Source organism: Streptomyces sp. NPDC051740 (genome assembly GCF_044453165.1).
GTDB classification, from domain to species: domain Bacteria; phylum Actinomycetota; class Actinomycetes; order Streptomycetales; family Streptomycetaceae; genus Streptomyces; species Streptomyces atrovirens.
The window spans coordinates 12,971-38,415 of record NZ_JBITCL010000016.1 but is presented as its reverse complement, the minus strand read 5'-3'; the positions used below and the strand labels follow the sequence as shown (position 1 = coordinate 38,415).

At 71.0% G+C, this 25,445-nt stretch carries 26 protein-coding genes; 15 read left to right on the top strand and 11 right to left on the bottom strand.

Going from position 1 to position 25,445, the window contains the following annotated elements; all coding sequences use genetic code 11:
- The first annotated feature begins 99 nt into the window (after positions 1-99).
- From ACIA6T_RS24915 to moaA, 3 genes are all read left to right on the top strand, one after another.
- Entirely contained in the window at positions 100-456 is a 357-nt protein-coding gene (locus ACIA6T_RS24915; protein ID WP_399448672.1) for a DUF485 domain-containing protein, read from the top strand.
- A complete protein-coding gene (locus tag ACIA6T_RS24910) occupies positions 453-2,081 on the top strand; it encodes a cation acetate symporter (protein WP_399448671.1) in 1,629 nt (542 codons plus the stop codon). Before ACIA6T_RS24915 ends, ACIA6T_RS24910 begins: the two co-directional genes overlap by 4 nt.
- Positions 2,082-2,274: 193 nt before the next feature.
- Entirely contained in the window at positions 2,275-3,264 is a 990-nt protein-coding gene (gene moaA, locus ACIA6T_RS24905; protein WP_399448670.1) for a GTP 3',8-cyclase MoaA, read from the top strand.
- Between the two features lie 94 nt (positions 3,265-3,358).
- Here the strand turns inward: moaA and ACIA6T_RS24900 are convergent, their stop codons facing one another.
- Both ACIA6T_RS24900 and ACIA6T_RS24895 read right to left on the bottom strand, forming a co-directional pair.
- Positions 3,359-3,580: a hypothetical protein gene (locus tag ACIA6T_RS24900; protein ID WP_399448781.1), complete on the bottom strand. Its 222-nt coding sequence runs from the start codon at positions 3,578-3,580 to the stop codon at positions 3,359-3,361.
- A 225-nt stretch (positions 3,581-3,805) separates the two neighbouring features.
- Positions 3,806-4,204: a DUF3099 domain-containing protein gene (locus ACIA6T_RS24895; protein WP_399448669.1), complete on the bottom strand. Its 399-nt coding sequence runs from the start codon at positions 4,202-4,204 to the stop codon at positions 3,806-3,808.
- Positions 4,205-4,448: 244 nt separating this feature from the next.
- Between ACIA6T_RS24895 and ACIA6T_RS24890 the strand changes: the two genes are divergently transcribed.
- Positions 4,449-4,733 (top strand): GlsB/YeaQ/YmgE family stress response membrane protein, encoded by a 285-nt coding sequence (locus tag ACIA6T_RS24890; RefSeq protein ID WP_399448668.1) that lies wholly within the window; start codon positions 4,449-4,451, stop codon positions 4,731-4,733.
- A gap of 138 nt (positions 4,734-4,871) precedes the next feature.
- Here ACIA6T_RS24890 and tyrS read toward each other — a convergent pair whose 3' ends face one another.
- From tyrS to ACIA6T_RS24875, 3 genes are all read right to left on the bottom strand, one after another.
- Positions 4,872-6,140, bottom strand: a complete 1,269-nt coding sequence (gene tyrS, locus ACIA6T_RS24885) for a tyrosine--tRNA ligase (protein ID WP_399448667.1) — start codon at positions 6,138-6,140, stop codon at positions 4,872-4,874.
- Positions 6,141-6,205: 65 nt separating this feature from the next.
- A complete protein-coding gene (locus ACIA6T_RS24880; protein WP_399448666.1) occupies positions 6,206-7,600 on the bottom strand; it encodes a metallopeptidase TldD-related protein in 1,395 nt (464 codons plus the stop codon).
- Between the two features lie 82 nt (positions 7,601-7,682).
- On the bottom strand, positions 7,683-9,206 hold the full coding sequence (locus tag ACIA6T_RS24875) for a TldD/PmbA family protein (RefSeq protein ID WP_399448665.1): 1,524 nt from the start codon (positions 9,204-9,206) through the stop codon (positions 7,683-7,685).
- Positions 9,207-9,521: 315 nt separating this feature from the next.
- On the opposite strand from ACIA6T_RS24875, the gene ACIA6T_RS24870 reads away from it, so the two are divergent.
- Positions 9,522-9,857 carry a hypothetical protein gene (locus ACIA6T_RS24870; protein ID WP_399448664.1) on the top strand — a complete coding sequence of 112 codons (336 nt, stop codon included), beginning with the start codon at positions 9,522-9,524 and terminating at the stop codon, positions 9,855-9,857.
- Positions 9,858-9,966: 109 nt separating this feature from the next.
- Here ACIA6T_RS24870 and ACIA6T_RS24865 read toward each other — a convergent pair whose 3' ends face one another.
- Entirely contained in the window at positions 9,967-10,167 is a 201-nt protein-coding gene (locus tag ACIA6T_RS24865) for a DUF397 domain-containing protein (RefSeq protein WP_399448663.1), read from the bottom strand.
- The gene (locus tag ACIA6T_RS24860) at positions 10,164-11,060 is read right to left on the bottom strand and encodes a helix-turn-helix domain-containing protein (RefSeq protein WP_399448662.1); all 897 of its coding nucleotides are present in this window, start codon (positions 11,058-11,060) and stop codon (positions 10,164-10,166) included. Before ACIA6T_RS24860 ends, ACIA6T_RS24865 begins: the two co-directional genes overlap by 4 nt.
- Positions 11,061-11,235: 175 nt before the next feature.
- Between ACIA6T_RS24860 and ACIA6T_RS24855 the strand changes: the two genes are divergently transcribed.
- The 5 genes from ACIA6T_RS24855 (at position 11,236) to fabI (ending at position 14,704) form a co-directional block, all read left to right on the top strand.
- Entirely contained in the window at positions 11,236-11,637 is a 402-nt protein-coding gene (locus tag ACIA6T_RS24855) for an ATP-binding protein (RefSeq protein ID WP_399448661.1), read from the top strand.
- Positions 11,638-11,738: 101 nt separating this feature from the next.
- The gene (locus ACIA6T_RS24850) at positions 11,739-12,881 is read left to right on the top strand and encodes an SEC-C domain-containing protein (protein WP_399448660.1); all 1,143 of its coding nucleotides are present in this window, start codon (positions 11,739-11,741) and stop codon (positions 12,879-12,881) included.
- A gap of 61 nt (positions 12,882-12,942) precedes the next feature.
- Entirely contained in the window at positions 12,943-13,080 is a 138-nt protein-coding gene (locus tag ACIA6T_RS24845) for a hypothetical protein (protein ID WP_399448659.1), read from the top strand.
- Positions 13,081-13,211: 131 nt separating this feature from the next.
- On the top strand, positions 13,212-13,931 hold the full coding sequence (gene fabG / locus ACIA6T_RS24840) for a 3-oxoacyl-[acyl-carrier-protein] reductase (protein ID WP_385057558.1): 720 nt from the start codon (positions 13,212-13,214) through the stop codon (positions 13,929-13,931).
- A gap of 5 nt (positions 13,932-13,936) precedes the next feature.
- Positions 13,937-14,704 carry an enoyl-ACP reductase FabI gene (gene fabI, locus ACIA6T_RS24835; protein ID WP_399448658.1) on the top strand — a complete coding sequence of 256 codons (768 nt, stop codon included), beginning with the start codon at positions 13,937-13,939 and terminating at the stop codon, positions 14,702-14,704.
- A 76-nt stretch (positions 14,705-14,780) separates the two neighbouring features.
- Here the strand turns inward: fabI and ACIA6T_RS24830 are convergent, their stop codons facing one another.
- Complete coding sequence (locus tag ACIA6T_RS24830) at positions 14,781-15,473, bottom strand: FadR/GntR family transcriptional regulator (RefSeq protein WP_385057556.1); 693 nt, start codon at positions 15,471-15,473, stop codon at positions 14,781-14,783.
- Between the two features lie 70 nt (positions 15,474-15,543).
- Between ACIA6T_RS24830 and ACIA6T_RS24825 the strand changes: the two genes are divergently transcribed.
- The 4 genes from ACIA6T_RS24825 (at position 15,544) to ACIA6T_RS24810 (ending at position 18,188) form a co-directional block, all read left to right on the top strand.
- Positions 15,544-16,860 (top strand): CynX/NimT family MFS transporter, encoded by a 1,317-nt coding sequence (locus ACIA6T_RS24825; protein ID WP_399448657.1) that lies wholly within the window; start codon positions 15,544-15,546, stop codon positions 16,858-16,860.
- Positions 16,861-17,134: 274 nt separating this feature from the next.
- The gene (locus tag ACIA6T_RS24820; protein WP_385057552.1) at positions 17,135-17,251 is read left to right on the top strand and encodes an SGM_5486 family transporter-associated protein; all 117 of its coding nucleotides are present in this window, start codon (positions 17,135-17,137) and stop codon (positions 17,249-17,251) included.
- A 155-nt stretch (positions 17,252-17,406) separates the two neighbouring features.
- A complete protein-coding gene (locus tag ACIA6T_RS24815) occupies positions 17,407-17,604 on the top strand; it encodes a hypothetical protein (RefSeq protein WP_399448656.1) in 198 nt (65 codons plus the stop codon).
- Between the two features lie 65 nt (positions 17,605-17,669).
- Positions 17,670-18,188 (top strand): SixA phosphatase family protein, encoded by a 519-nt coding sequence (locus tag ACIA6T_RS24810; RefSeq protein ID WP_385057550.1) that lies wholly within the window; start codon positions 17,670-17,672, stop codon positions 18,186-18,188.
- Between the two features lie 79 nt (positions 18,189-18,267).
- Here ACIA6T_RS24810 and serB read toward each other — a convergent pair whose 3' ends face one another.
- Both serB and ACIA6T_RS24800 read right to left on the bottom strand, forming a co-directional pair.
- Complete coding sequence (gene serB / locus ACIA6T_RS24805) at positions 18,268-19,476, bottom strand: phosphoserine phosphatase SerB (RefSeq protein WP_399448655.1); 1,209 nt, start codon at positions 19,474-19,476, stop codon at positions 18,268-18,270.
- A gap of 96 nt (positions 19,477-19,572) precedes the next feature.
- Positions 19,573-21,624 carry a streptophobe family protein gene (locus tag ACIA6T_RS24800; RefSeq protein WP_399448654.1) on the bottom strand — a complete coding sequence of 684 codons (2,052 nt, stop codon included), beginning with the start codon at positions 21,622-21,624 and terminating at the stop codon, positions 19,573-19,575.
- A 241-nt stretch (positions 21,625-21,865) separates the two neighbouring features.
- Between ACIA6T_RS24800 and ACIA6T_RS24795 the strand changes: the two genes are divergently transcribed.
- Complete coding sequence (locus tag ACIA6T_RS24795) at positions 21,866-24,427, top strand: FHA domain-containing protein (protein ID WP_399448780.1); 2,562 nt, start codon at positions 21,866-21,868, stop codon at positions 24,425-24,427.
- A 90-nt stretch (positions 24,428-24,517) separates the two neighbouring features.
- Here ACIA6T_RS24795 and ACIA6T_RS24790 read toward each other — a convergent pair whose 3' ends face one another.
- Complete coding sequence (locus tag ACIA6T_RS24790; protein ID WP_399448653.1) at positions 24,518-25,249, bottom strand: transglycosylase SLT domain-containing protein; 732 nt, start codon at positions 25,247-25,249, stop codon at positions 24,518-24,520.
- Positions 25,250-25,445: the final 196 nt, after the last annotated feature.

Below are 25,445 nucleotides of genomic sequence, written 5' to 3'. Positions count from 1 at the left end.
TGAACCGGTCCTCGCGTGGCGCCGTGCCCTTGGGCAGGAAGCGCGAGGACACTCGCCTTTCGTCCCCGCCCGAACCGAACCGCACCGCGAGGAGACCCCGTGGCCGCCGAAGCACCGCCCCCCTCGACAGAACAACGCAAACTCCCCACCCCCGAGGAGTTCACCGAGGTGCAGGAGAGCGCTGAGTTCGGTGAACTGCGCCGCTCCTACCGCTCCTTCGCCTTCCCGCTGACCGTCGCCTTCATCGTCTGGTACCTGCTGTACGTCCTGCTCTCCAACTACGCGGGCGACTTCATGGGCGCGAAGCTGTTCGGCAACATCAACGTCGCCTTCGTCTTCGGCGTCCTGCAGTTCGTCACCACGTTCCTCATCGCGTGGTGGTACTCCCGGCACGCCGCCGCCGAGCTCGACCCCAAGGCCGAGGCCATCAAGACCCGTATGGAGGGCGGCGCATGAGCCCCTCGATCACCCATGTCACCCTCGCCGCGAGCGAGGCGAGCGAACACCGCGCGCTGATCATCACCTTGTTCGTGCTGTTCGTCCTCGCGACCCTCGGCATCACCATCTGGGCGGGCCGGCAGACCAAGGACGCCGCCGACTTCTACGCGGGCGGACGTCAGTTCAGCGCCTTCCAGAACGGGCTCGCGGTCTCCGGCGACTACATGTCGGCCGCCTCCTTCCTCGGTATCGCGGGCGCCATCGCCCTCTTCGGCTACGACGGCTTCCTGTACTCGATCGGCTTCCTGGTCGCCTGGCTGGTGGCACTGCTGCTGGTCGCCGAGCCGCTGCGGAACTCCGGCCGCTACACCATGGGCGACGTCCTCGCCTACCGCATGCGCCAGCGCCCGGTGCGCACCGCCGCCGGCACCTCCACCATCGTCGTGTCGATCTTCTACCTGCTGGCCCAGATGGCGGGCGCGGGCATCCTCGTCTCGCTGCTGCTCGGCATCACCTCCGACGCCGGCAAGATCCTCATCGTCGCCCTCGTCGGCGTCCTGATGATCGTGTACGTCTCCATCGGCGGCATGAAGGGCACCACCTGGGTCCAGATGGTCAAGGCCGTGCTGCTCATCGGCGGCACGATCCTCATCACCTTCCTGGTGCTGCTGAAGTTCAACTTCAACATCTCCGACCTGCTGGGCAGCGCCGCCGAGAACAGCGGCAAGGGCGACGCCTTCCTCGAGCCCGGCCTCCAGTACGGCGCCGACGGCACCACCAAGCTGGACTTCATCTCCCTCGGCATCGCCCTGGTGCTCGGCACCGCCGGTCTGCCGCACATCCTGATCCGCTTCTACACGGTGCCCAACGCCAAGGCCGCCCGTAAGTCCGTGAACTGGGCCATCGGCATCATCGGCGGCTTCTACCTGATGACCATCGCCCTCGGCTTCGGCGCCGCCGCGCTGATCTCCCAGGACGAGATCATCGCGTCCAACCCGTCCGGCAACACGGCGGCCCCGCTGCTCGCCCTGCACCTGGGCGGCGTCGACTCGGCCTGGGGCGCGATCCTGCTCGCCACCATCTCGGCGGTCGCCTTCGCGACGATCCTCGCCGTGGTCGCCGGACTCACCCTCGCCTCGTCGTCCTCCTTCGCGCACGACATCTACGCCAACGTCATCCGCAAGGGGCAGGCCACCGAGAAGGAGGAGATGAGGGCGGCCCGCTGGGCGACCGTCCTCATCGGCGTCGTCTCCATCGCGCTGGGCACCCTCGCCCGCGACCTGAACGTGGCCGGCCTGGTCGCGCTGGCCTTCGCGGTCGCCGCCTCCGCCAACCTGCCGACCATCCTCTACAGCCTGTTCTGGAAGCGGTTCACCACCCAGGGCGCGCTGTGGTCGATCTACGGCGGTCTCGTCGTCGCCGTCGGCCTGGTGCTGTTCTCGCCCGTGGTGTCCGGCGACCCCAAGGCGATGTTCCCCGACGTCGACTTCGCCTGGTTCCCGCTGAAGAACCCGGGCATCATCTCCATCCCGTTCGGTTTCGCGATGGGCTGGCTCGGCACCGTCCTGTCGAAGGAGGAGCCCGACGCCAAGAAGTACGCGGAGCTGGAGGTCCGGTCCCTGACCGGCACCGGCGCCCACTGATCCGTCCACTGATCCGCACACCGCGCGACGGCCGCGTCACAGGGACCCCTGTAGGTCCCTGTGACGCGGCCGTCCGTCCCTCGTCACATCGGGTCGCTGTGGGTTGTCGGTGGCGTCACGTAGGCTCGCGGGTAGCCGGGCACGAGTGATGCGTGTACCGGGCACGAGCGATTCGCGTAGAGGGAGGGGCCACGTGCTCATCGACACCTACGGCCGAGTGGCCACCGATCTGAGGGTCTCGCTGACCGACCGGTGCAATCTGCGCTGCACCTACTGCATGCCCGAGGAGGGGCTGCAGTGGCTGGCCAAGCCCGACCTGCTCACCGACGACGAGATCGTCCGCCTCGTCGACATCGCCGTGACCTCCCTCGGTATCGAGGAGGTCCGCTTCACCGGCGGCGAGCCGCTGCTCCGTCCCGGCCTGGTCGGCATCGTCGAGCGCGTCGCCGCCCTGGAGCCCCGCCCGCAGATGTCCCTCACCACCAACGGTATCGGGCTGAGGCGCATCGCGCCCGCCCTGAAGGAGGCGGGCCTGGACCGGGTCAACGTCTCCCTGGACACGCTCCGCCCGGACGTCTTCAAGACCCTCACCCGCCGCGACCGCCACCAGGACGTCCTCGACGGCCTCCACGCGGCCCGCGAGGCCGGCCTGACCCCGGTGAAGGTCAACTCGGTCCTGATGCCGGGGCTCAACGACGACGAGGCCCCCGACCTCCTCGCCTGGGCCGTGGAGCACGACTACGAGCTGCGCTTCATCGAGCAGATGCCCCTGGACGCCCAGCACGGCTGGAAGCGCGAGGGCATGATCACCGCCGGGGACATCCTGGCCTCCCTGCGCACCCGCTTCGAGCTGACCCCCGAGGGCGACGAGGCGCGCGGCTCCGCACCGGCCGAGCGCTGGCTGGTCGACGGCGGCCCGCACCGCGTCGGCGTCATCGCCTCCGTCACCCGCCCCTTCTGCGCGGCCTGCGACCGCACCCGCCTGACGGCCGACGGCCAGATACGCACCTGCCTGTTCGCCACCGAGGAGACCGACCTCCGCGCGGCCCTCCGCTCCGACGCCCCCGACGAGGAGATCGCCCGCATCTGGAAGCTGGCGATGTGGGGCAAGAAGGCGGGAGCGGGCCTGGACGACCCGACCTTCGTCCAGCCGGACAGGCCGATGTCCGCCATCGGGGGCTAGCTGCAACCCCCCAAAGGGGCGCGGGGAACTGCGTGATCAACCACAACGGCGCCGCAGCCGCGGGAATCACGCACGTCCCCTGCGCCGATGGCGCTCAAACCCCTCGCGCTTCCCATTCCTCCAGAGGAACAACCTCCTTCAGGAACCCCCGCACCCCCAGGAACTGGGACAGATGCTCCCGATGCTCCTCGCAGGCAAGCCACGTCTTCCGCCGCTCGGGCGTATGAACCTTCGGGTTGTTCCAGGCGAGCACCCAAGCGGCAGCCGCACGGCAACCCTTGGCGGAACAGATCGGCGTCTCGGGATCGGGGAGCATCACACCCCTGACCCTAACCCGCCCGAAAAAGGCGACGCCGGGCAGCCACGGGGGGAGCTGCCCGGCGTCGGTCCGTCGCTCCGACGGGGGATGCGGAGCGCGTACGAAGTATGTCACGGGTCACCCCGCCCCCGGCACCGGAACAACATGATTGATCTGAGCTTTTCTTGAGCTTGGCGGGTAAGTGCCTTCCGCTTCGCGCGGCCCGCGCTCGCGCCCCGGTCTTCACGACCCCTCGGGCCGCTCCGTTCGTGCGCCCGGTGCCGCCTGTGACGCCACATCTTCCGCATCGGGTTCCGCGGAACCGTCATTCGTCCGTGACGGCGCGATCATCGGCTTCATCGGCGTCGTCACGAAGGTCGACGGCAGGGACGGCGCGTTCTCGCGCCCGGCGTTGGCGATCACCACCGCGATGTACGGCAGGACCGCCCCGAGCACCAGCGCCACGATCGCGACGTGCCGCTCCACGTTCCACAGTGTCGCCGCGAGGATGACCGAGATCGTACGGACGGCCATCGAGATCACGTACCGGCGCTGCCGCCCCCGTACGTCCTCCTGGAGGCCCGTCCGGGCACCGGTGATCCGGAACACCTGGGCGCTGCCGCCACCATGCTGCTTCCGCATCACATTCCACCATCCGCCCGCATCGGACCTTCCCTGTACCTGACCGGCCGCCGCCCCGTTCCGTGACGTCGGGTCCGGACATGTCCACGTTACGCCGCGCCCGGCCGGGTCACGAGAGCGGGTCACCCCGCCCCGTGGCGCACCGTCTGCGCCGTAGCGCGTACGGCATGTCCGACATGCGGCGTACCGCGTCTCGGCCGACACTGGCCGTACTGCTCGCGTCAAGCCGTACGAGGAGGCAGCCATGGGCTGGTTGTGGGCGATCATCGTGGGATTCGTGCTCGGCCTGATCGCCAAGGCGGTGATCCCCGGCAAGCAGCACCTCCCGCTGTGGCTGGCCACCATCTGCGGCATGATCGGCGCCGTCGTGGGCAACGCCATCGCGCGGGGCTTCGGGATCGAGGAGACACGGGGCATCGACTGGGGCCGGCACATCTTCCAGCTGGGCGCGGCGATCGTCGTCGTCCTGTTCGCGGAGATGCTGTACACCGCGATGCAGCGCAGGAAGCACGAGCGGCAGCGGGTCTGACCCGGCACATACGGCGGCGACGACGGTGTACGGCGATGACGGCGTGCGACGACGGCGTACGGCGAGGCGTCTTCCGGCGTACGACGAAGGGGCGGCCTCCGGCGCACGCCGGAAACCGCCCCGCACCGGCCCGTCGGCTCAGCCGGCCGTGACCTCCACGGCCGCCAGGTTCTTCTTGCCCCGGCGCAGCACCAGCCAGCGCCCGTGCAGCAGGTCCTCCTTGGCGGGGACGGCGTCCTCGGCGGTGACCTTGACGTTGTTCACGTAGGCGCCGCCCTCCTTCACCGTGCGCCGCGCGGCCGACTTGCTCGGCACCAGACCGACCTCGGCGAACAGGTCGACCACCGGGGCCGGCTCGGTCACCTTGACGTGCGGCACCTCGGAGAGCGCCGCCGCCAGCGTGCGGTCGTCCAGCTCGGTCAGCTCGCCCTGGCCGAAGAGGGCCTTGGACGCGGCGATCACGGCGGCCGTCTGGTCCGCGCCGTGCACCAGCGTCGTCAGCTCCTCGGCCAGCGCGCGCTGCGCGGCGCGGGCCTGCGGACGCTCCTCCGTCTGCCGCTCCAGCTCCTCCAGCTCCTCACGGGACCTGAAGGACAGGATCCGCAGGTAGCCGGAGATGTCCCGGTCATCCGTGTTCAGCCAGAACTGGTAGAACGCGTACGGCGTCGTCATCTCCGGGTCGAGCCAGACGGCGCCGCCCTCGGTCTTGCCGAACTTGGTGCCGTCGGCCTTCGTCATCAGCGGCGTGGCGTAGGCGTGGGCGACGGCGTCCGGTTCCAGCCGGTGCAGCAGGTCCAGGCCGGCCGTGAGGTTGCCCCACTGGTCGCTGCCGCCCTGCTGCATCGTGCAGCCGTAGCGCCGGTAGAGCTGGAGGAAGTCCATCGCCTGGAGCAGCTGGTAGCTGAACTCCGTGTAGCTGATGCCCTCGGAGGACTCGAGGCGCCGGGCGACCGAGTCCTTCGTCAGCATCTTGTTGACGCGGAAGTGCTTGCCGACGTCCCGCAGGAACTCGATCGCGGACAGCCCCGCGGTCCAGTCCAGGTTGTTGACCATCGTGGCCGCGTTCTCGCCCTCGAAGGACAGGAACGGCTCGATCTGGCCGCGCAGCCGCTCGACCCAGCCCGCGACGGTCTCCGGGGGGTTCAGCGTGCGCTCGGCGGTCGGGCGCGGGTCGCCGATCTGGCCCGTGGCACCGCCGACCAGTGCCAGCGGCCGGTGACCGGCCTGCTGGAGCCGGCGCAGGGTGAGCACCTGCACCAGGTGCCCCACGTGCAGTGACGGCGCGGTCGGGTCGAAACCGCAATAGAACGTGACGGGACCGTCCGCGAGCGCCTTGCGCAAAGCGTCCTCGTCAGTGGACTGGGCGAACAGCCCGCGCCACTTCAGCTCGTCGACGATGTCCGTCACGGTTCTCGTGTCTCCTCGATGATCTTCGGCCGGTCGGGTGACAGCCGATTACGACGCCTACGAGGTTATACGCCCTGGCTGACAGAGCTCATATTGAAATCGGGGACGCGCAGCGCGGGCATCGCCGCCCTGGTGAACCAGTCGCCCCACTCCCTGGGCAGCGTCTTCTCCGTACGCCCGGCCTCCGTGGCCCGGCCCAGCAGGTCCACCGGCGACTCGTTGAACCGGAAGTTGTTCACCTCACCGGTGACCTCACCGTTCTCGACGAGGTAGACGCCGTCCCGGGTCAGGCCGGTGAGCAGCAGCGTCGCCGGGTCGACCTCGCGGATGTACCACAGGCAGGTCAGCAGCAGCCCCCGCTCGGTGGCCGCGACCATCTCCTCCAGCGAGCGGTCGTCGCCCCCGTCCAGGATCAGGTTGTCGATCCCGGGCGCTGTCGGCAGCCCGGTCAGGCCCGCGCCGTGCCGGCTGGTGGTCAGGTGCTTCAGTTCGCCCTCGCGGATCCACTCCGTCGCCGACAGCGGCAGCCCGTTGTCGAACACCGACTGGTCGCCGCCGGAGGAGTGGGCGATCACGAACGGCGCCGACTCCAGGCCCGGCTCGTTCGGGTCGCTGCGCAGGGTCAGCGGCAGCCCGGTCAGCCGCTCGCCGACCCGGGTGCCGCCGCCCGGCTTGGAGAACACCGTGCGCCCCTCGGCCGCGTCCCGTCCCGAGGCCGACCAGAGCTGGTAGATCAGCAGGTCCGCCACCGCGGTCGGCGGCAGCAGCGTCTCGTACCGGCCCGCGGGCAGTTCGAGGCGCCGCTCGGCCCAGCCCAGCCGTACGGCCAGCTCCGCGTCGAGCGCCGCCGGGTCGACGTCCTTGAAGTCCCGCGTGGAACGCCCCGCCCACGCCGACCGTGTACGGTCCGGCGACTTGGCGTTCAGCTCCAGCGTGCCGTTCGGCTGGTCGTGCCGCAGCCGCAGCCCCGTCGACGTGCCGAGGTAGCTGGAGACCAGCTCGTGGTTGGCGAAGCCGTACAGCTCCCGGCCACCGGCACGCGCGCGTGCGAACGCCTCGCCCAGCGCCGGGGCGAAGTCCGCGAACACGGCGGAGGAGGTCTCGGCGGGTGCCTCGGTGAACTCGGGCGACGGGGCCACCCCCGTGACCAGCGGCTGGGCGTCCTCGGCCGGACCCGCGCCCCGCGCGGCGGCCTCGGCGGCCCGCACCAGCGGCTCCAGCTCGTCCACGGTCACCGCGGACCGGGACACCACTCCCGAGGCGGTGCCCCGCGCGCCGTCCACCGTGGCGATCACGGTGAGCGTGCGCCCGCGCGTGACACCGTTCGTGGTGAGCGCGTTGCCCGCCCAGCGCAGATTGGCGGTCGAGTGCTCGTCGGCGATCACGACACAGCCGTCGGCCCGGGACAGTTCGAGAGCGCGCTCGACGATCTCGTGCGGCTTGTTGGTGCGTGCGCTCATCGACCGGCCTCCTGGGTCGTGTTGAGACTGTGCTTTCCCGGGGGGCGACCCCCGGACCCCCAGCCGATCCCGGTGCTGACGCTCATCGACCGGCCTCCTGCGTGGTGTTCAGAATGTTGACTCCCTTGAAGAGGGCGGACGGGCAGCCGTGCGAGACCGCCGCGACCTGTCCCGGCTGGGCCTTGCCGCAGTTGAAGGCGCCGCCCAGGACGTACGTCTGCGGACCCCCGACGGCCGCCATGGAACCCCAGAAGTCGGTGGTCGTGGCCTGGTAGGCGACGTCCCGCAGCTGCCCCGCGAGCCGCCCGTTCTCGATCCGGTAGAAGCGCTGCCCGGTGAACTGGAAGTTGTACCGCTGCATGTCGATCGACCAGGACCGGTCCCCGACGACGTAGATGCCCCGGTCCACGCCCCCGATCAGGTCCTCCGTCGACATCCCGGCCGGATCGGGGCGCAGCGACACGTTGGCCATGCGCTGCACCGGCACATGGCCGGGGGAGTCCGCGAACGCGCACCCGTTGGACCGCTCGAACCCGGTCAGCTTCGCGATCCGCCGGTCCAGCTGGTAGCCGACCAGCGTGCCGTCCTTCACCAGGTCCCAGGACTGCGCCTCGACGCCCTCGTCGTCGTAGCCGACGGTGGCGAGCCCGTGCTCGGCGGTGCGGTCACCGGTGACGTTCATCAGCTCGGAGCCGTACCGCAGCTTGTTGATCAGGTCGAAGGTGGCGAACGAGGTCCCGGCGTACGCCGCCTCGTAGCCGAGCGCGCGGTCCAGCTCGGTGGCGTGCCCGATGGACTCGTGGATGGTCAGCCACAGGTTGGACGGGTCCACCACCAGGTCGTACAGCCCCGCCTCGACGCTCGGCGCCCGCATCTTCTCCGCGAGCAGCTCCGGAATACGCCCCAGCTCGTCGTCCCAGTCCCAGCCGGTGCCCGTCAGGTACTCCCAGCCCCGGCCGACGGGCGGCGCGACGGTGCGCATGGAGTCGAACTCACCGCTGGAGTCGTCGACGGACACGGCCGTGAGCACCGGGTGCAGCCGCACCCGCTGCTGTGTGGTCACGGTCCCGGCGGTGTCGGCGTAGAACTTGTTCTCGTGCACGGTGAGCAGCGAGGCGTCGACGTGGTCCACCCCGTTCGCCGCCAGCAGCCGCGCGCTCCACTCGGCCAGCAGCCCGGCCTTCTCCCCGTCGGGCACGGCGAACGGATCGATCTCGTACGACGACACCCATGTCTTCTCCGAGTGCACCGGCTCGTCGGCCAGCTCGACGCGCTCGTCGGACCCGGCCGCCCGGATCACCTGGGCGGACAGCTTCGCCATCGCCACCGCCTGCGAGGCGACCTTGGCGGCGGCGTCCAGGGTCAGGTCCACCCCGGACGCGAACCCCCAGGTCCCGCCGTGCACCACGCGCACCGCGTAACCGAGGTCGGTGGTGTCCGACGACCCGGCCGGCTTGGCGTCCCTCAGCCGCCAGGACGCGCTGCGCACCCGCTCCAGGCGGAAGTCCGCGTGCTCCGCCCCCAGTGCACGCGCGCGTGCCAGCGCGGCATCGGCGAGCGCGCGCAACGGCAGCGCGAGGAATGACTGATCGACCTCATGGGCCACGAGCGGCCTCCCCTTTTTTCTCACCATCCGAGATGTGTTCGTCCGGCAGCAGTGAATCACGCGGTGCCCCGGGGAGCGTGCCGCACGGCGGGCTGTCCGGTGTCATCGCCCCGGCGCCGACGAGCAGTCCGGCTGCCCGGGGCCGCGGGCGGCCGCCGTGGCGCGTCACACGCACCCATGGGTTCCCAACCGCCCCTGCAGCAACGGTTGTTCATCAAGTGGTACACGTCCCGTCACGGTCCGTGCGCGGAGTCGCCGTACGTTCGGGAGCGCCGGTCCGGGCGATCGCCGGACGGCCCGACACAAGGAGTGCGTATGCGTATGCGTCGTGTGGCCGCCCTGGCGGCCGCGACCGCCGGTCTTCTCACGGCCCTGTCCGCCCCCGCCGCGGTCGCCGACGAGCCCTTGAGCAGGACGGGCGGGCTGACGGCCTGCAACCACCGCGCGCAGGCCATCAACGTGGAGTTCCCGCTGCGGGGCGGCTTCAGCACCTACATGATCAACCCCGGCACCTGCCTGGACACGAGCCTGAGCAACGGCCGGCCCGGCGAGCAGGCCGTGGCGTACGCCCACTACAGCGGCGGGCACAAGCTCGCCGTGGACCACTTCTTCTTCGACAGCGGAACGTGGTACACCCGTCACGTGTACTGAGCCGCAGCACACGGGAAGCGCTCCCGCACCGTCACCCTGACGCGGGAGCGGGCGGGTACGGGAACGGACTTCCGTACCCGCCCGCCGCGACGTCACGTACTGGGCGAACTCAGCCGTCCAGGGACGTCTCGGCTGCGAGTGCCGCGAACGCCGTCCAGGCGGTCGGCGTGACGACGAGGGGGCGGATGCGCTTGTCCTTGGAGTCGCGGATGCGGACGGCCTCGGGGCGCACGGCGACCTCGACGCAGTTGTCGTTCTCGCTGCCGCTGTAGCTGCTCTTGAACCAGCTCAGCTCGTAGGCGGTGGTCATAGCGCTCCTCGCATCTGTTCCAGCAGCGTCACGGTAGCCCGACAGTCCAGGGCTTGGGAACGCAGCTTGCCATAGCGCTGGAGCAGGACACTCACGTCCTTGGGCGCGGAGATCAGGCTGCTCGACCGCTGGCCCTCGGTGTAGCCGAGCCACTGATGAGCAGTTGTCTCCGCGAGGTACATCTGACCGTCGATGCCGCAGTGGTCCTCCTGGACAGTGGCCATGATCTGGATCTCGACATTGCGCCGCGTGCTCATCTCAAGCAGGCGATCGATGACTTGCCTGGTGACATCGCGTCCCCCCATGCGCCGGGCTACGACGCTCTGCTCGATGACGAAGCTGAACGCGGTGTTCTGGTTGGCGGAGATGAGCTGTTGCCGTTCCAGTCGAGACGCGACCTCACGTTCGATCTGCTCCTCGGATGCCGGTGGCAGTCGTCGGTCGAAGATGGCCCGGATGTACGCCTCGGGTTGAAGCAACCCTGGAATCGCTCGGCACTCGTATGCGTACAGAGAGATCGCATCCTCTTCAATCTCCGCCCACTGGCGAAACCAGGAAGCCAACACTGCCCGCCGCGTCAGACTTTTCGCCGCCGCGGTCAGGACCTTGCTCGCGACCGACCCCAGGACCTCCTCCGCCCGCGCGGGCAGATCCGCCGGCGGGAACCGCTTCCCCTGCTCGATCTTGGCGACGTAGGCGGCCGAGTACCGCACCCGCACCGCGAACTCCTCCTGCGTCAGGCCGGACTCCTCGCGCAGGGCCTTGAGGACCGCGCCGAAGGTCTTCAGACTGTCGGAGAGTTCCGCCTCCGTGCCGTTCGCGATCGCGCCGCCGTTCCCGCCTCCGCCGTGTCCGTCCTCATCGCCGCGCGCCTCCCGTGTCCGCGTCTCCACGCCTCGCTCAACCCCGCCCGGCCCGCCCGGGGTCACGGCGAGTTACCCACCCAGTCCAGAGTGTGCACCGATACAGCCACGCCTGTACGGGTGTCGTCCCTGTTGAGGGCCGGGAGCGGCCCGGGACGCTGGCCGCATGCCAGCGCCACGGGCCCAAGAGGCCGTAACCGTAAGTGTGTTCTCCCAGCGTTTCTCCGCCACGCGCCGCGGCGCACGGCTCGCCCGCAGACTCGCCACCCACCGGCTCGACCTGTGGGACCTGCCCTACGACAGCCCGGCCTCCGACGCCGTCACCCTCGTCGTGGCCGAACTCGCCTCCAACGCGGTCCTCCACGGCCGCGTCCCGGGACGCGACTTCGAGCTGCGGCTCATGTACGACCGGCCCGCGGGCCTCGTCCGCGTCGAGGTGTCCGACACCCACCCGGAACTCCCCGAGCCGGTGGGCCGGTCCTCCGCGGACGCCGACGGCGGGCGAGGCCTGTTCCTCGTGGAGGCCGTCGCCGCCCGCTGGGGCGTGGACGGGCGGACGGGGCCGGGCAAGACCGTGTGGGCGGAGTGTGTGCTGTCCACACCGTGATGTCCGTGCGAGTGCGGCGGGCTCTGCCCCGTACCACCCGGTCCGGTGATGCCTGGAGGTTTCCCGGCCTTCCCGATCCCGGGCGCACTACCGTCAGCGCCATGTCCAGCAAGAGCCGTACCGCCGGCAAGAGCAAGAAGACCCGGAAGAACGGGCGCGTCCCCGCCCCGCGAGCGGCGGCGTCCGTGCCCGTCACCCCCGTCCAGGCCGCCGAAGAGTGTGAGCGGCTCGCGGGGCAGTACCCCGAAGAGCGTGAGGAACTGCTCCTGGAGGCAGCCGAGGCCTGGCGGGACGCGGGGGAGACGGACCGTGCCCTCGCCCTGTACGAAGGGCTTCTCACCGTCGGGGAGGACGGCATCGACGAGTACGACCTCGTGGACGCCTCCCGCATCAGCCTGCTGTGGGACCTCCAACGGCTGGAGGAGGCCCGTGAGGCCGCGGTGGCGTTCCGCGCGCGCCGTCCCCGGGACGCCGGCGCGTGGATGCTCGTCGCCGAGTGCTTCGAGGAAGCGGAGGAGACGGCGACGGCCGCCGAGTGGTACACGGCCGGCATCACGCGTGTCCTGGGCGCGGGAACGCCGGTCACGACGGACACGGTCGAGGAACATTCCGGCTTCGACCTGCAGACACTGTTCATCGGCCGCCACCGGGTACGCCGTCTGCTGGGTGCCGCGCACGACGACTGGGACGAGACCGCCGACGAACTCCACGAACGACGCGCCTCACCCCTGTACGGCCGGATGCGTTCCCTGGACGAGCTGCATGACCCGATTCGCCTCAGGAGACTCAGGGACGGGGGCCCGGACATGCTCGAGGCCGAGATGAGGGAGCTGTCGGAGGCACTGGAGGACGAGCGAACCGCCCGCACCGGCCCGCTGCGGACCTGCGTCCTGTTCTGGCCCGCCGACGAGCTCGCGCTCCTGCTCCAGCGTTGGCCGAAGGCCGTGGAAGCCTACGGCGACGACCCCGCCGCCCACCTCCGGCAGGTCGAACGCACGCTGCGTGAGCTGTCGGACGAAGGCGCCCCGAGTCTCGCGGTCGGCCGTGCCACGGTGGCCGGGCTGGAGGCCCGCGCCGAGGCGGTGGGCGGTTCCGCCGACGCTCCGGCGACCCGTTCCGCGTACGCGGCCGAGCTCGCCCGTCGCGGGCAGGCCCCCGCCTGGCCGCCGCCGCGCAACGGCCCCTGCTGGTGCGGCTCGGACCGCAAGTACAAGAAGTGCTGCGGAAACCCGGCTCTGGCCTGATAGGGGAACAGCGCCGCTGTCGCAGGGAGGGGGCCCCGTCACCGCCGCCGACCGCCACGCCATGCCGCATCATGAGGTGCCGGAGGACATCGACCCCCTGGCGGTACTCCTCGCCGCACGCGAGGAGAACGACCGCAGGATGCTCGAGACCGCTCGCGCCGAAGGGCTGTCGGCTCACGCACCAGGTATGGCGGACTGACCGGACGGCGTGGCGTTCTGTAGGGACCCGACAGAGGCGGTGCGAAGGTGCTGTGGGTGGCCGATCGCTCGGATCGGTCCCCGTACCGATAGGTTTTCGGTGTACCAGACCGCTATTGAAAGGGTGACCCGATGAGCCGCTCGGTTCTCGTCACCGGTGGAAACCGGGGTATCGGCCTCGCCATTGCCGGCGTCTTCGCGGAGGCGGGCGACAAGGTCGCGATCACGTACCGTTCCGGTGAGCCGCCCCGGGTGCTCACGGAGCAGGGTGTCCTGGCGGTCCGGTGCGACATCACCGACCCCGAGCAGGTGGAGCAGGCCTACAAGGAGATCGAGGAGGCGCACGGCCCCGTCGAGGTACTCGTGGCCAACGCCGGTGTCACCAAGGACCAGCTCCTGATGCGCATGTCCGAGGAGGACTTCACCTCGGTCGTCGACACCAACCTCACCGGCACCTTCCGGGTCGTCAAGCGCGCCAACCGCGGCATGCTGCGCGCCAAGAAGGGCCGCGTCGTGCTGATCTCCTCGGTGGTCGGACTGCTCGGCTCCGCGGGGCAGGCGAACTACGCCGCCTCCAAGGCCGGCCTGGTCGGCTTCGCGCGCTCCCTCGCCCGTGAGCTGGGCTCGCGCAACATCACTTTCAACGTCGTCGCGCCCGGTTTCGTCGACACCGACATGACCAAGGTGCTCACCGACGACCAGCGGGCGAACATCGTGTCGCAGGTGCCGCTCGGCCGGTACGCGCAGCCGGAGGAGATCGCCGCGGCTGTGCGGTTCCTCGCGTCGGACGACGCCTCGTACATCACTGGAGCCGTCATCCCCGTTGACGGCGGACTGGGAATGGGTCACTGAACGACATGAGCGGAATTCTCGAGGGCAAGCGCGTCCTGATCACCGGTGTGCTGATGGAGTCCTCCATCGCCTTCCACACCGCCAAGCTGGCCCAGGAGCAGGGCGCCGAGATCATCCTGACCGCGTTCCCGCGGCCCACCCTGACCGAGCGCATCGCCAGGAAGCTCCCCAAGCCCACCAAGGTCATCGAGCTCGACGTCACCAACGACGAGCACCTCGGCCGGCTGGCCGACGTGGTCGGCGAGGAGCTCGGCGGCCTCGACGGCGTCGTGCACTCCATCGGCTTCGCGCCGCAGGACGCGCTCGGCGGCAACTTCCTGAACACGCCGTTCGAGTCGGTCGCCACCGCCATGCACGTCTCGGCGTACTCCCTGAAGTCGCTGACCATGGCCTGCCTGCCGCTGATGCAGAACGGCGGCTCGGTCGTCGGCCTCACCTTCGACGCGCAGTACGCCTGGCCGCAGTACGACTGGATGGGCCCGGCCAAGGCCGCCCTGGAGGCCACCAGCCGCTACATGGCCCGTGACCTGGGCAAGCAGAACATCCGCTGCAACCTGATCTCCGCGGGCCCGATCGGCTCCATGGCCGCCAAGTCCATCCCGGGCTTCGGCGAGCTGGCCTCCGTGTGGGACAACCGCGCCCCGCTGGAGTGGGACCTGAAGGACCCGGAGCCGGCCGGCCGGGGTGTCGTCGCCCTGCTGAGCGACTGGTTCCCGAAGACCACGGGCGAGATCGTCCACGTGGACGGCGGTCTGCACGCCGTCGGCGCCTGACCGGACGCCTCACCGAGGGCCCGCATCCCGTACGGGGGTGCGGGCCCTCGCGTCGCCCCGGCCCGGCCGACGGAGGTCAGCCGACGGAGGGCGGACCGAACAGCCCCGGACGGCACACGAACGGATAGGCGGCGGCCTCCTCGGCCGCCGTCGCCGCGTCGCCCGCGCGGATCGCGTCCACCAGCCGGCCGTGGTCCATGTGCATCTCCGGGGTCATGCCCTCGCCCACGTCGCCGCGCAGCCAGTCCCGCAGCACCTCGCTCAGGTCCGCGTACATCGCGGTCATCACGTCGTTGTGCGAGGCGGCCACGACCGCCAGGTGGAACGTGGCGTCCGCCGCCACGAACGCCTCCGCCTCACCCGACTCCCAGGCCTCCTCCCGGCGCAGCAGCAGGGTGTCGATCTGCTTGAGGTCCTTCTCCGTCCGCCGCTCGGCGGCCAGCCGCGCCGCCGCCGACTCCAGGGTCGAACGCAGCTCGGCGATGTGCCGGGGGTCGGCGTCGGCGAAGCGGCGGTGCATCACGCCCGCCAGCTCGCTCGTGGCCACCACGTACGTGCCCGAGCCCTGGCGGATGTCCAGCAGCCCGTTGTGCGCCAGCGCGCGGACGGCCTCGCGGACCGTGTTGCGGGCCACCCCCAGCTGCTCCACCAGCTCCGGCTCGGTGGGGATGCGCGCGCCGACCGGCCACTCGCCCGAGGTGATCTGGGCGCGCAGGGCGGCGATGACCTGCTCGGACAGGGCCGAACGACGGGGATGGCTCAACGGCATGACACACCTTCGCACGACAGGGGCGCCGCACGGCGGCCACGGCATGGACAACCAATCATCCTATGATTCTATGATGGGCGTCATGGCTAGCGAGGAGAACCGGACGATCACGTCCACGACCGTACGTACGTCGGCCGCGTCCGGGGTCCGGACCGTCCCCGGGGCCGGGGCCGGGGCCACGCGCGGGTGGCGGACGCGACTGCTCGTCGTCGGCATCGTGCTGGCCGCGCTCAACCTCCGCCCCGCCATCACCAGCCTGGGCGCGCTGCTGGAGGAGGTCCGCGACGGGCTCGGCATGAGCGGGAGCGTGGCCGGACTGCTCACCTCCGTGCCCCCGCTGTGCTTCGCCGTCTTCGGCGTCACCGCGCCGCGGCTGGCCCGCAGGTTCGGCGCGGGCGCGGTGGTCTGCGCCGGCATGGTCGCCATCGGCGCCGGCCTGCTGATACGCCCGTACGTGGGCGGCACGGCGGCGTTCCTGGCCACCAGCGCGCTGGCGCTGATGGGCATCGCCGTCAGCAACGTCCTGATGCCGGTCATCGTCAAGCGCCGGTTCCCCGACCGGGTCGGCTCCATGACCGGCCTGTACTCCATGGCCCTCGCCCTGGGCACCGCCACGGCGGCGGCCGTGACCGTGCCGCTGACCGACGCGCTGGGCGGGAACTGGCACTCGGGCCTCGCCCTGTGGGCGGCCCTGGCGGCAGCCGCCGTACTGCCGTGGCTGCCCTTCGTACGGGCACGGGAACCGGAGCACGACGGGGCGCGTGCCGGACGGGACACTCCCGCCGAGGCGCCGGTACGGCTGCGCGTCACCCGCAGCCGTACCGCCTGGGCGCTGGCCGTCTTCTTCGGGCTCCAGGCCACCGCCGCCTACATCACCATGGGCTGGATGGCGCAGATCTTCCGGGACGCGGGCGTCCCCGCCGGCACGGCCGGGCTGCTCCTCGCGGTCATCATGGTGATGGGCGTACCGCTGGCCTTCGTCATCCCGCGCCTCGCCACCCGGCTGCCCCACCAGGGCCCGATCGTGCTCGCGCTGGGCGTCAGCGGTCTCGTCGGATACGCGGGTCTGTACTTCGCGCCGGCCGCCGGTGCCTGGGCCTGGGCGCTGCTGCTGGGCGTCGCGAACTGCGCCTTCCCGCTGGCGCTCACCATGGTCGGGATGCGCGCCAGGACCGGCGCGGGCGTGGCCCAGCTGTCGGCCTTCGCCCAGAGCACCGGCTATCTGATCTCCATCCCCGGCCCGCTCCTGGTGGGCGTCCTCTACCAGCACAGCGGCGGCTGGGGCCTGCCGATCGCCCTGATGGCCGCCCTGATGATCCCCCAGATGATCGTAGGCGTCCTGGCAGGCCGCCCCCGCACAGTGGAGGACGAGGCAACAGCCCCCTAAGGGGCGCGGGGAACCGCGCAACGGGGGTCTGGGGGCGGAGCCCCCAGGGACGGGACGGGAAGGGGCGGCGGGGGCGAGACGAACGACCGCCCCACGGCCAGAAGCCCTCCGCCCCGACTGCCCCAGTCCCCTGCCCCAGTCCCCCTGGTACCCAGTCCTGGCCCCACCGCACCGCACGGACCGCTCGACGGAACCACCGCACCGGAGCACCCGGCCACCCCTGCCGTACGCCCCCGAAGCCCGCCGCAGGCGACCGAGGTGCGAGACTTGCCCCATGCCAGTCCTCGACCCCAATCCGCAGAACGGCCAGAAGAAGATGCTGCTCGTCTTCGGCGCGTTCTTCGCCATCTTCATCATCATCGGCGTGATCGCGACAATCCTCGCCCCGTGACGCCCCATGGTGGTGCTGGCACCACCATCCCCTAGGGGGCCAGGCTCAGGGTCAAGTGGGTGGGTCACCGGATGGGTTGACCACCAGGGAATCCGTACCTTCGAGATGTGGCCGCGAGACGCCGGCCACGGACCATGCGAAGAGCGGAGGCCCCCATGTCGGCGCGCACGCACACCCGGCCCCACCCGGCCCCCGTCGACACCCGGCTGCCGTGGTGGGCCCTCGCCCTGCCCACCCTCGCCTTCGTCGCCCTGCTCACCCTGGTCCTCAACCCCTCCGACGCCCACGCGGCCGTCGGCGAACCCGCGCTCACCCACCTCGTCGAGCGCGCGCAGCGGCTCATGGCCCGCTGAACACCCCCGGAGGCGCCGGTCAACTCCCTGCGCCCCGTGGCCTGTTTCATGCGAAGCTGGGTCACATGAGCGTCGCAGAACCCCGCAGGATTGTCCTTTTCCGGCATGCGAAAGCCGACTGGCCCCCGGTCTCCGACCACGAGCGCCCACTCGCCGAGCGGGGCCGCATGGATGCCGCCGTCGCCGGGCGCAAGCTCGCCGACACCGGTATCGCCTTCGACCTGGCCCTGTGCTCCACCGCGGTCCGGACCCGCGAGACCTGGAAGCTCGCGGTCCACGAGTTCCCCGAGCGGCCGAAGACCGTCTACGAGGAGCGGATCTACGATGCCTCGCCCGGCGAGCTGATCGCCCTGCTCAACGAAACCCCCGACGACGCGCAGAACGTCCTCCTGGTCGGCCACAACCCGGGCGTCCAGGGACTCGCCGACATCCTGGCCGGCGCGGCGGAGGGCGACGCCCGCGAGCGCATGAGCCGGCTCGGCTACCCGGCCGCCGCCTTCGCCGTCCTGTCCTTCACCGGCTCCTGGAAGTCCCTCGAGCCCGGCGTCGGCACGCTGGTCGACTACTGGGCGCCCACCGAGTGACACCCGGCACGGCAGGGACCCGGCACTCGACGTCCGTCGGTGCCGGGCCCGCCCGTCTCCGTGCCCCGGTCCGGGCGGCTCAGCCCACGTCGAGCGTGTCCGCCGCCTCGACCTCTTCGCGGGTGACGCCGAGCAGGTACAGGACCGTGTCCAGGAAGGGGAAGTTCACCGCCGTGTGCGCGGCCTCGCGCACCACCGGCTTGGCGTTGAAGGCGACACCGAGCCCCGCCGCGTTCAGCATGTCGAGATCGTTCGCACCGTCACCGATCGCCACCGTCTGCGACAGCGGCACACCCGCCTCGGCGGCGAACCGGCGCAGCAGCCGGGCCTTGCCCGCCCGGTCCACGATCTCGCCGGTGACCTTGCCCGTCAGCTTCCCGTCGACGATCTCCAGGGTGTTGGCCTGGGCGAAGTCCAGCCCCAGCCGCTCCTTCAGATCATCCGTGACCTGGGTGAACCCACCCGAGACCACGCCCACTTGATAGCCGAGGCGCTTCAGCGTACGGATCAGGGTGCGGGCACCCGGTGTCAGCCGCACCTCGCTGCGGACCTTGTCCACCACGGAGGCGTCCAGCCCCTCCAGCAGCGCCACGCGTGCGTGCAGCGACTGCTCGAAGTCCAGCTCTCCGCGCATCGCGGCCGCCGTCACCTCGGCGACCTGGTCCTCGCAGCCGGCGTGCGCGGCGAAGAGCTCGATCACCTCGTCCTGGATGAGCGTGGAGTCCACGTCCATGACGACCAGGCGCTGCGCCCGCCGGTACAGCCCCGCCCCGACCACGGCCACGTCGACCCCGAGCCGCGCCGCGTCGGTCACCAGCGCGGTCCGCAGCGGTTCCGTCTCCACGCCGGACACCGCGAACTCCACGGCGGTCACCGGGTACTTGGCGAGCCGGAAGATACGGTCGATGTTGCCGCCGGCCTTGGTGATCCGCGCGGCGATCGCCGCCGTGGCCTCCGAGGTGAGGGGGTGCCCCAGCACGGTGACCAGGGAGCGGCCGAGCCCGCGCGGACGGTTGTCGCCCTTGCCTGAGATGATCTCCGCCTGCATCTTCATCGACTCCGCCCAGCTGTGGACGGTCGCCCGCAGATTCCCCTCCAGCCCCTTGGGCGGCTCGGTCACGAGCGCGCAGAGCACGATGCGGCCACGGGTGACGACCTGCTCGATGTCGACCACGTCGACCGAGTAGGCGGCGAGGGTGTCGAAGAGGCCGGCCGTGATGCCCGGCCGGTCCTTGCCGAAGATCTTGACAAGGAGGGTGGGAACGTCGGTGGTCTGCGATGCGCTCATGGTGTTCCCACCGTATCCGGCACCCAGTGCCCCGCGCCTCCGAGGTCCGCCAGCCGGACAATGAACACGACCCGTCACCGGGATGTCCCGCAGCTCTTACGTACGGTCCGGCTTCCGGGGCGCCGGGGGAGGAGGCGGCGGTGGTGGCGGAGGAGGCGGAGGCTCGTCCGGCCACAACGGCGACCGCCCCCGCGACCCGGCTCCCCGCCGGCGCGGCTCGACCGGCCCGATCACGGTGGGCGCCCCATGGACATCGCCGTTCCCCTCAGGATCCCCGGCCACCTGCGGCTCACCACCCCCCGGCACCCCGCCTGCCGCGGGCACCGCATCCTCCGGCTCCCGCGGTCCCTGAGCCCCGGCTTCCCGCGGCTCGTGCGGCCCTCGTGGCGACGGCTCCCGCGGTCCCTGAGCCCCGGCTTCCCGCGGCTCGTGCGGCCCTCGCGGCCCCGCCTTCCACGGTTCCTGCTGCCCGTGTGCTTCCTGCTGTCCTCGTGCAGGTGGCCCCCACGGCCCCTGAGCCCCGGCTTCCCGTGATCCGCGCCCTTCCCGCCCCCCATGCGATGCTCCCGGTCCCCACGCTTCTTCCCGCACCCCTGACTGCTGAGGCCCCCGCGGCTCCCACCCCACCCGCAGATACGGATTGGTGTCCGGGTCGGGGGCCCGGTAAGGAACCCCCGGCTCGTACGGCCCGGCGGCCGGCGCCCCGTCCGGGCCCTCGACACCACCCACCGTCCGCCATCCACCGCCCGCCTTCATGTCACCCCGTGCCAACGGCGCCGCCCGCACCCCCGCCGCGCCGCTCGCCCAGGCCAGCAGCGCACCCACCGCACCCGCCCCCGCGCCCCACACCGCGCCCAGCAGGAGCGCCGTGCCGAGCCGGCCGCGCAGCTCGATGCCGGCGCCGAACGCGTCGAAGCCCAGCACGGACAGCGAGGCGTTCGCCGACACCTCCGTCAGCCAGACCAGCAACGGCAGAGTCAGCGCCGTAGCGACACCCAGCCGCAGCGCACACCGCCCCGCGAAGCCGGCCGCTCCGCGATCAGCCGCGCCCCCGACCGGCGTGCGCACGCCCGTCAGCACCCCCGCCAGCGACATCATCAGCGCGGCGGCCACCACCAGCAGCCACACCCGCCCGTCGAACTCCGCCAGCCGCCCCAGCGTGACGGACCGGTCCGAGCCGGTCCGCAGCAGATCGTCCACGGGGTGCGGCAGCACCCCGAGCAGCGCCCCGCTCGCCCGCCCGTCCCACGGCACGAACAGGCCGAGCGGTACCCCGGTCCACACTCCGTTCGGCGCCCCCAGCAGCGCCGCCCCCGCGATCCGCCGGGGATGGTCGTCGCCGATCGCCGCGTACCCCGCCGCCGCGAGCCCCGCCGCCACCGCCACCAGCCCCACCGCGACGAGCGCGGACACCGCCGGTCGTACGACACGGTGCACGGCGTCCCAGCCGTCCGGCAGGGGAGTGCGGCGGGACGCCAGCAGCGCGACGAGCAGGACGCCGGCCGCCCAGCCGAGGCCACCGAGCAGCGTCGGCACGGTATCGACGGTGAACCCCACCGCCGCCTCCGCGTCGACGAGATCACCCACCCGGTCCGGCAGCAGCCCCCCGACATCACCCAGCCCCGGGATCTCGACCCCGCCACCACCCGTCCCCGGCAGGTCGTCAAGGCCCAGCGAACCACCGTCGACGGTGATGACGTCGTGCCCCGCCCAGGCCGGCCCGCCCGTCATCGCCACGAACAGCGCGACCACCGCGCCCGCACGCGCGAGGAGTTCGGCGCCGGAGACCACGGCTCCCGCCGCCCGCAGGGAGCGCAGAAAGAAGTACGACAGCAGCAGCGCACCCACCAGACCCACGCCCAGCGGCGTGACCTCCAAGGTTGTACCGGCCTCCGCACCCGACAGCCCGAAGGCGGACACGTCACCGGACGGCGTGACCGAACCGCCCGCCCCCAGAGCCACCACCGCGGCGGTCATCGGACCCAGCGAACCGGCCGCGTCCGCGTCCAGCAGGTGCAGCCCGAGCGCCGCCGTCCCCGCCATCCCGATCAGCGCCCAGCTCACCGCGGCGACCGCGGACATCACCACATCGGCCCACGGCACGCGCGTACCGTGCCCCGCTGCTCCGACGCCCGTGGCAGCACTCATGGCAGACCCCCCGATCCGCGACGCGGCGTGACGGCCGCACATGTCCCCCTCGCGTGATTTACCACTCTCCGGGACGATTTCAACCTCGTCGACGAAAACCGGTGAACACCTTGGTGCGCGCTCGTGACAAGGCCCGACTTTCGGTCAGAGGGCCGAGCCTGAAATAGTTCCCCCCGATGTTCGCCATCCCTAGACTCCCTGCGACGGGGGAAATTCGGGGGACAACTCAGTGGGGCATGGAGTGCCGGAACTCGTACTGGAATCAAACGGACGGACCTGGACGCTCGATCCGTCCAGGGCCTACACCCTCGGACGCGATCCGCAGGGGGACGTCGTGCTGGACGACGCCAGGGTCTCCTGGCGTCACGCCACGATCAGCTTCGACGGGCGCAGTTGGGTCGTCGAGGACCACGGCAGCACCAACGGCACGTTCGTGCGGGGGCAGCGGATCCACCACCTGGAGTTCGACTCCGACACGGTGCTGAACCTGGGCAACGCGGCCGACGGCCCGCGCGTGACGCTGTCCGGCGCCGGTGCGGGCGCCGGCACCGCGGCCCCGGCCGCCACACCGCAGGCCCAGCCGCAGCAGCCGTACGCCGCCCAGGGTGCGAACCCCGGCTGGTCCCAGCAGGCGCCGCAGCAGCAGCCCGGCTGGCAGCAGCCGCAGCAGCCGGCACCGCAGCAGTCCGCGCCGCACATCCCGCAGCAGCAGGGCGGTCCGGGCGAGCAGTACGCACAGAAGGTGCCCGGCGGCGGCGCGGGCGCGCCGCCGGTCTACGGCGACCGCAGCCCCACCACGTTCCACCAGTTCTCCCTCGGCCGCGTGATGCGCATCGGCCGTGCCCTGGAGAACGACCTGGTCGTCTCCGACCTCCAGGTCTCCCGCCACCACGCCGAGTTCCACTCGACGCCCGACGGCCGCATGGAGATCCGCGACCTCGGTTCGCACAACGGCACGTACGTCAACGGTCAGCCGATCGCCAAGGGCGGCGCCCAACTGCTCGGCCCCACCGACATCGTGGGCGTCGGCCACTCGACGTTCCGGATCGTCGGCGACCGGCTCGAGGAGTTCGTCGACACCGGTGAGGTGTCCTTCTCCGCCCGTCACCTGACGGTCACCGTCGACGGCGGCAAGCAGATCCTCAAGGACGTCTCCTTCGGGGTCCCCGAGAAGTCGCTGATCGCGGTCATCGGCCCGTCCGGCTCCGGCAAGTCGACCCTGCTCAAGGCGCTCACCGGCTACCGCCCCGCCAACCAGGGCGAGGTCCTCTACGACAACCGCAACCTCTACAAGCAGTTCGCCGAGCTGCGCCAGCGCATCGGTCTGGTCCCGCAGGACGACATCCTGCACAAGGAGCTGACCGTCAAGAAGGCCCTCAAGTACGCGGCCAAGCTCCGCTTCCCCGCCGACACCACGGCCGCCGAGCGCGAGTCCCGCATCGACGAGGTGCTGCGCGAGCTCAAGCTGGACATCCACAAGGACAAGAAGGTCACGTCCCTGTCCGGCGGCCAGCGCAAGCGCGTCTCCGTCGCCCTGGAACTGCTCACCAAGCCGTCGCTGATCTTCCTGGACGAGCCCACCTCCGGCCTCGACCCGGGCATGGACCGCGACGTCATGCAGCTCCTGCGCGGCCTCGCCGACGACGGCCGCACCGTCCTCGTCGTCACCCACTCGGTGGCCGAGCTGGCGATCTGCGACAAGCTCCTGGTGATGGCGCCCGGCGGCTCCGTCGCCTACTTCGGCCCGCCCGAGGAGGCGCTGAACTTCTTCGGCTACGACACCTGGGCCGACGTCTTCTCCGCCTTCGAGAACTACCGCGACTACGACTGGGCGGGCCGCTGGAAGGGCTCGCAGCACTACCAGATGTACGCCGCGGACATCGACGCGGTCGCGCCGCAGTCCGTACAGGTCCCGCCGATGCAGGCGATGCGGCCACCGAAGCCGCAGGGCTGGATGTCACAGTTCGTGACCCTGGTGCGCCGCTACGTCTCGGTGATCGTCTCCGACAAGGGTTTCCTCGCCCTGATGGTGATCCTGCCGGCCGTCCTCGGCGCGGTCAGCCTGCTCATCGACGCGGACAAGGGCCTGCTGCCCAACCCGCCCAACCCGCAGACCGGCCGGATCATCCCGAACGGCACGGCGACCACGGTCCTGCTGATACTCGCGGTGGGCGCCTGCTTCGCGGGCGCGGCGAACTCCGTGCGTGAGCTGATCAAGGAACGGGTCATCTACGAGCGGGAGCGCGCCACCGGCCTGTCCCGCTCGGCGTACCTGATGTCCAAGGTGTTCGTGCTCGGCATGATCACCGTGCTGCAGGGCCTGCTGGTCGGCGTGATCGGCTTCTCCAGCCGGGAGATCCCGGAGGAGGGCCTGGTCTTCGGCGGCTTCACGCTGCTGGAGCTCTCCGTGCCGATCATGGCGCTCGGCTTCACCTCGATGATGTTCGGCCTGATCATCTCCTCGCTGGTGAAGACCGCGGAGAAGACCATGCCGCTGCTGGTGATGTTCGCGATCATCCAGGTCGTCTTCACCGGCTGCCTGTTCGCCCTGCACGGCTCGATCGGTGTCAACCAGTTCTCGTTCCTGATGCCGTCGCGCTGGGCGGTCGCCGCCTCGGGCGCCACGCTGGACTTCAACAGGATCAGTCCGCCGGAGACGGCCGGCGACACCGACCCGCTGTGGGAGCACACGGCCGGGGCCTGGGCGATGGACATGGGCGCGCTGATCGTCCTCGGCGTGATCTGCGGCTTCTTCGTGGCCCGCTTCCTGCGCCGCCACGAGCCCGAGGTCATGCGCAAGTAGTCGGCGCCGTACGCCCCGAAGGGCGGCACCCCGTCAGGAGGGTGCCGCCCTTCGGCGTCTTCGGTTCGCGAGAAGAGGTCCGCGCCGACCTCAGTACGCGCTGTCGACGTTGTCCATGGTGCCGTACTTGTCGGCCGCGTAGTTGCAGGCGGCGGTGATGTTGGCGACCGGGTCGTAGATGTCCTTCGGGGTGCCCGGGACGTGGTACGCCTCGAACGTCGGCGGGATCACCTGCAGCAGGCCCTTGGACGGGATGCCGTTCTGGGCGTTGATGTCCCAGAGGTTGATCGCCTTCGGGTTGCCGGAGGACTCCCGCATGACGTTGCGGTGGATGCCCTCGTAGGAGCCCGGGATGCCGTGCTTCTTCATGATGGCCAGGGACTCGCGGATCCAGCCGTCCAGGGTGTCGCTGTAGGTCTTCTGCGGGGCGGCCTGCTTCACCTCGGCGCGCTCGGCGGCACGGCCGGCGGCCTCCTCGGCCTGGCGGGCCTTCTCCGCCTTGGCCTCCGCGGCGGCAGCGGCGGCCTTCTTCTCGGCGGTGGCCCGGTCCGCGGCCTCCTTCTTCGCCGCGATCTGCTCGATCTTGACGCTGGAACCGGCGAGCTGGTCGGTGACGCTCGCCTTGACGCCCTGGATCGGCTCGGTGCTGTACGCGACCTTCGCGGTCGGGGCGGCCTCGGCCGTGGTGGCCGGGGACGCGTTGCTCGGGACGGCCGAGAAACCGATGGCGGCGGCGCCCAGGGCCGCGACACCGGCGACGGCGAGCCTGTGGTGACGGGTCAGGGCGCGACTATGACCACGGGTGAGGATGTTCTTGGACATGCGGGACGGACCTCTTCGAATAGCGCGGAGGTCGCTCAACGTCCGGTGGGGACAGGGTGCTTCCGGCACAAACGCCGCGGGGAGATACCCACGGCGCTGAGCGACGCAGCCATTCTTAGCGGCCGCAAAATGACGGGGCAAAGATGTGACGTACGAAGCCGGGTAGTGGATCAGGGAGGGGTAAACCGGGGCAGAG

Coding starts and splice junctions, on each gene's coding strand:
- ACIA6T_RS24865 (WP_399448663.1), bottom strand. CDS start 10,167: ATGACCACCGCCTACGAGCTGAGCTGGTTCAAGAGCAGCTACAGCGGC.
- ACIA6T_RS24900 (WP_399448781.1), bottom strand. CDS start 3,580: ATGCTCCCCGATCCCGAGACGCCGATCTGTTCCGCCAAGGGTTGCCGT.
- ACIA6T_RS24845 (WP_399448659.1), top strand. CDS start 12,943: ATGCCGCATCATGAGGTGCCGGAGGACATCGACCCCCTGGCGGTACTC.
- ACIA6T_RS24820 (WP_385057552.1), top strand. CDS start 17,135: ATGCCAGTCCTCGACCCCAATCCGCAGAACGGCCAGAAGAAGATGCTG.
- ACIA6T_RS24825 (WP_399448657.1), top strand. CDS start 15,544: ATGATGGGCGTCATGGCTAGCGAGGAGAACCGGACGATCACGTCCACG.
- ACIA6T_RS24880 (WP_399448666.1), bottom strand. CDS start 7,600: ATGAGCGCACGCACCAACAAGCCGCACGAGATCGTCGAGCGCGCTCTC.
- ACIA6T_RS24895 (WP_399448669.1), bottom strand. CDS start 4,204: ATGCGGAAGCAGCATGGTGGCGGCAGCGCCCAGGTGTTCCGGATCACC.
- ACIA6T_RS24830 (WP_385057556.1), bottom strand. CDS start 15,473: ATGCCGTTGAGCCATCCCCGTCGTTCGGCCCTGTCCGAGCAGGTCATC.
- fabI (WP_399448658.1), top strand. CDS start 13,937: ATGAGCGGAATTCTCGAGGGCAAGCGCGTCCTGATCACCGGTGTGCTG.
- ACIA6T_RS24850 (WP_399448660.1), top strand. CDS start 11,739: ATGTCCAGCAAGAGCCGTACCGCCGGCAAGAGCAAGAAGACCCGGAAG.
- ACIA6T_RS24815 (WP_399448656.1), top strand. CDS start 17,407: ATGTCGGCGCGCACGCACACCCGGCCCCACCCGGCCCCCGTCGACACC.
- ACIA6T_RS24790 (WP_399448653.1), bottom strand. CDS start 25,249: ATGTCCAAGAACATCCTCACCCGTGGTCATAGTCGCGCCCTGACCCGT.
- ACIA6T_RS24800 (WP_399448654.1), bottom strand. CDS start 21,624: ATGAGTGCTGCCACGGGCGTCGGAGCAGCGGGGCACGGTACGCGCGTG.
- ACIA6T_RS24890 (WP_399448668.1), top strand. CDS start 4,449: ATGGGCTGGTTGTGGGCGATCATCGTGGGATTCGTGCTCGGCCTGATC.
- fabG (WP_385057558.1), top strand. CDS start 13,212: ATGAGCCGCTCGGTTCTCGTCACCGGTGGAAACCGGGGTATCGGCCTC.
- ACIA6T_RS24910 (WP_399448671.1), top strand. CDS start 453: ATGAGCCCCTCGATCACCCATGTCACCCTCGCCGCGAGCGAGGCGAGC.
- ACIA6T_RS24810 (WP_385057550.1), top strand. CDS start 17,670: ATGAGCGTCGCAGAACCCCGCAGGATTGTCCTTTTCCGGCATGCGAAA.
- ACIA6T_RS24870 (WP_399448664.1), top strand. CDS start 9,522: ATGCGTATGCGTCGTGTGGCCGCCCTGGCGGCCGCGACCGCCGGTCTT.
- serB (WP_399448655.1), bottom strand. CDS start 19,476: ATGAGCGCATCGCAGACCACCGACGTTCCCACCCTCCTTGTCAAGATC.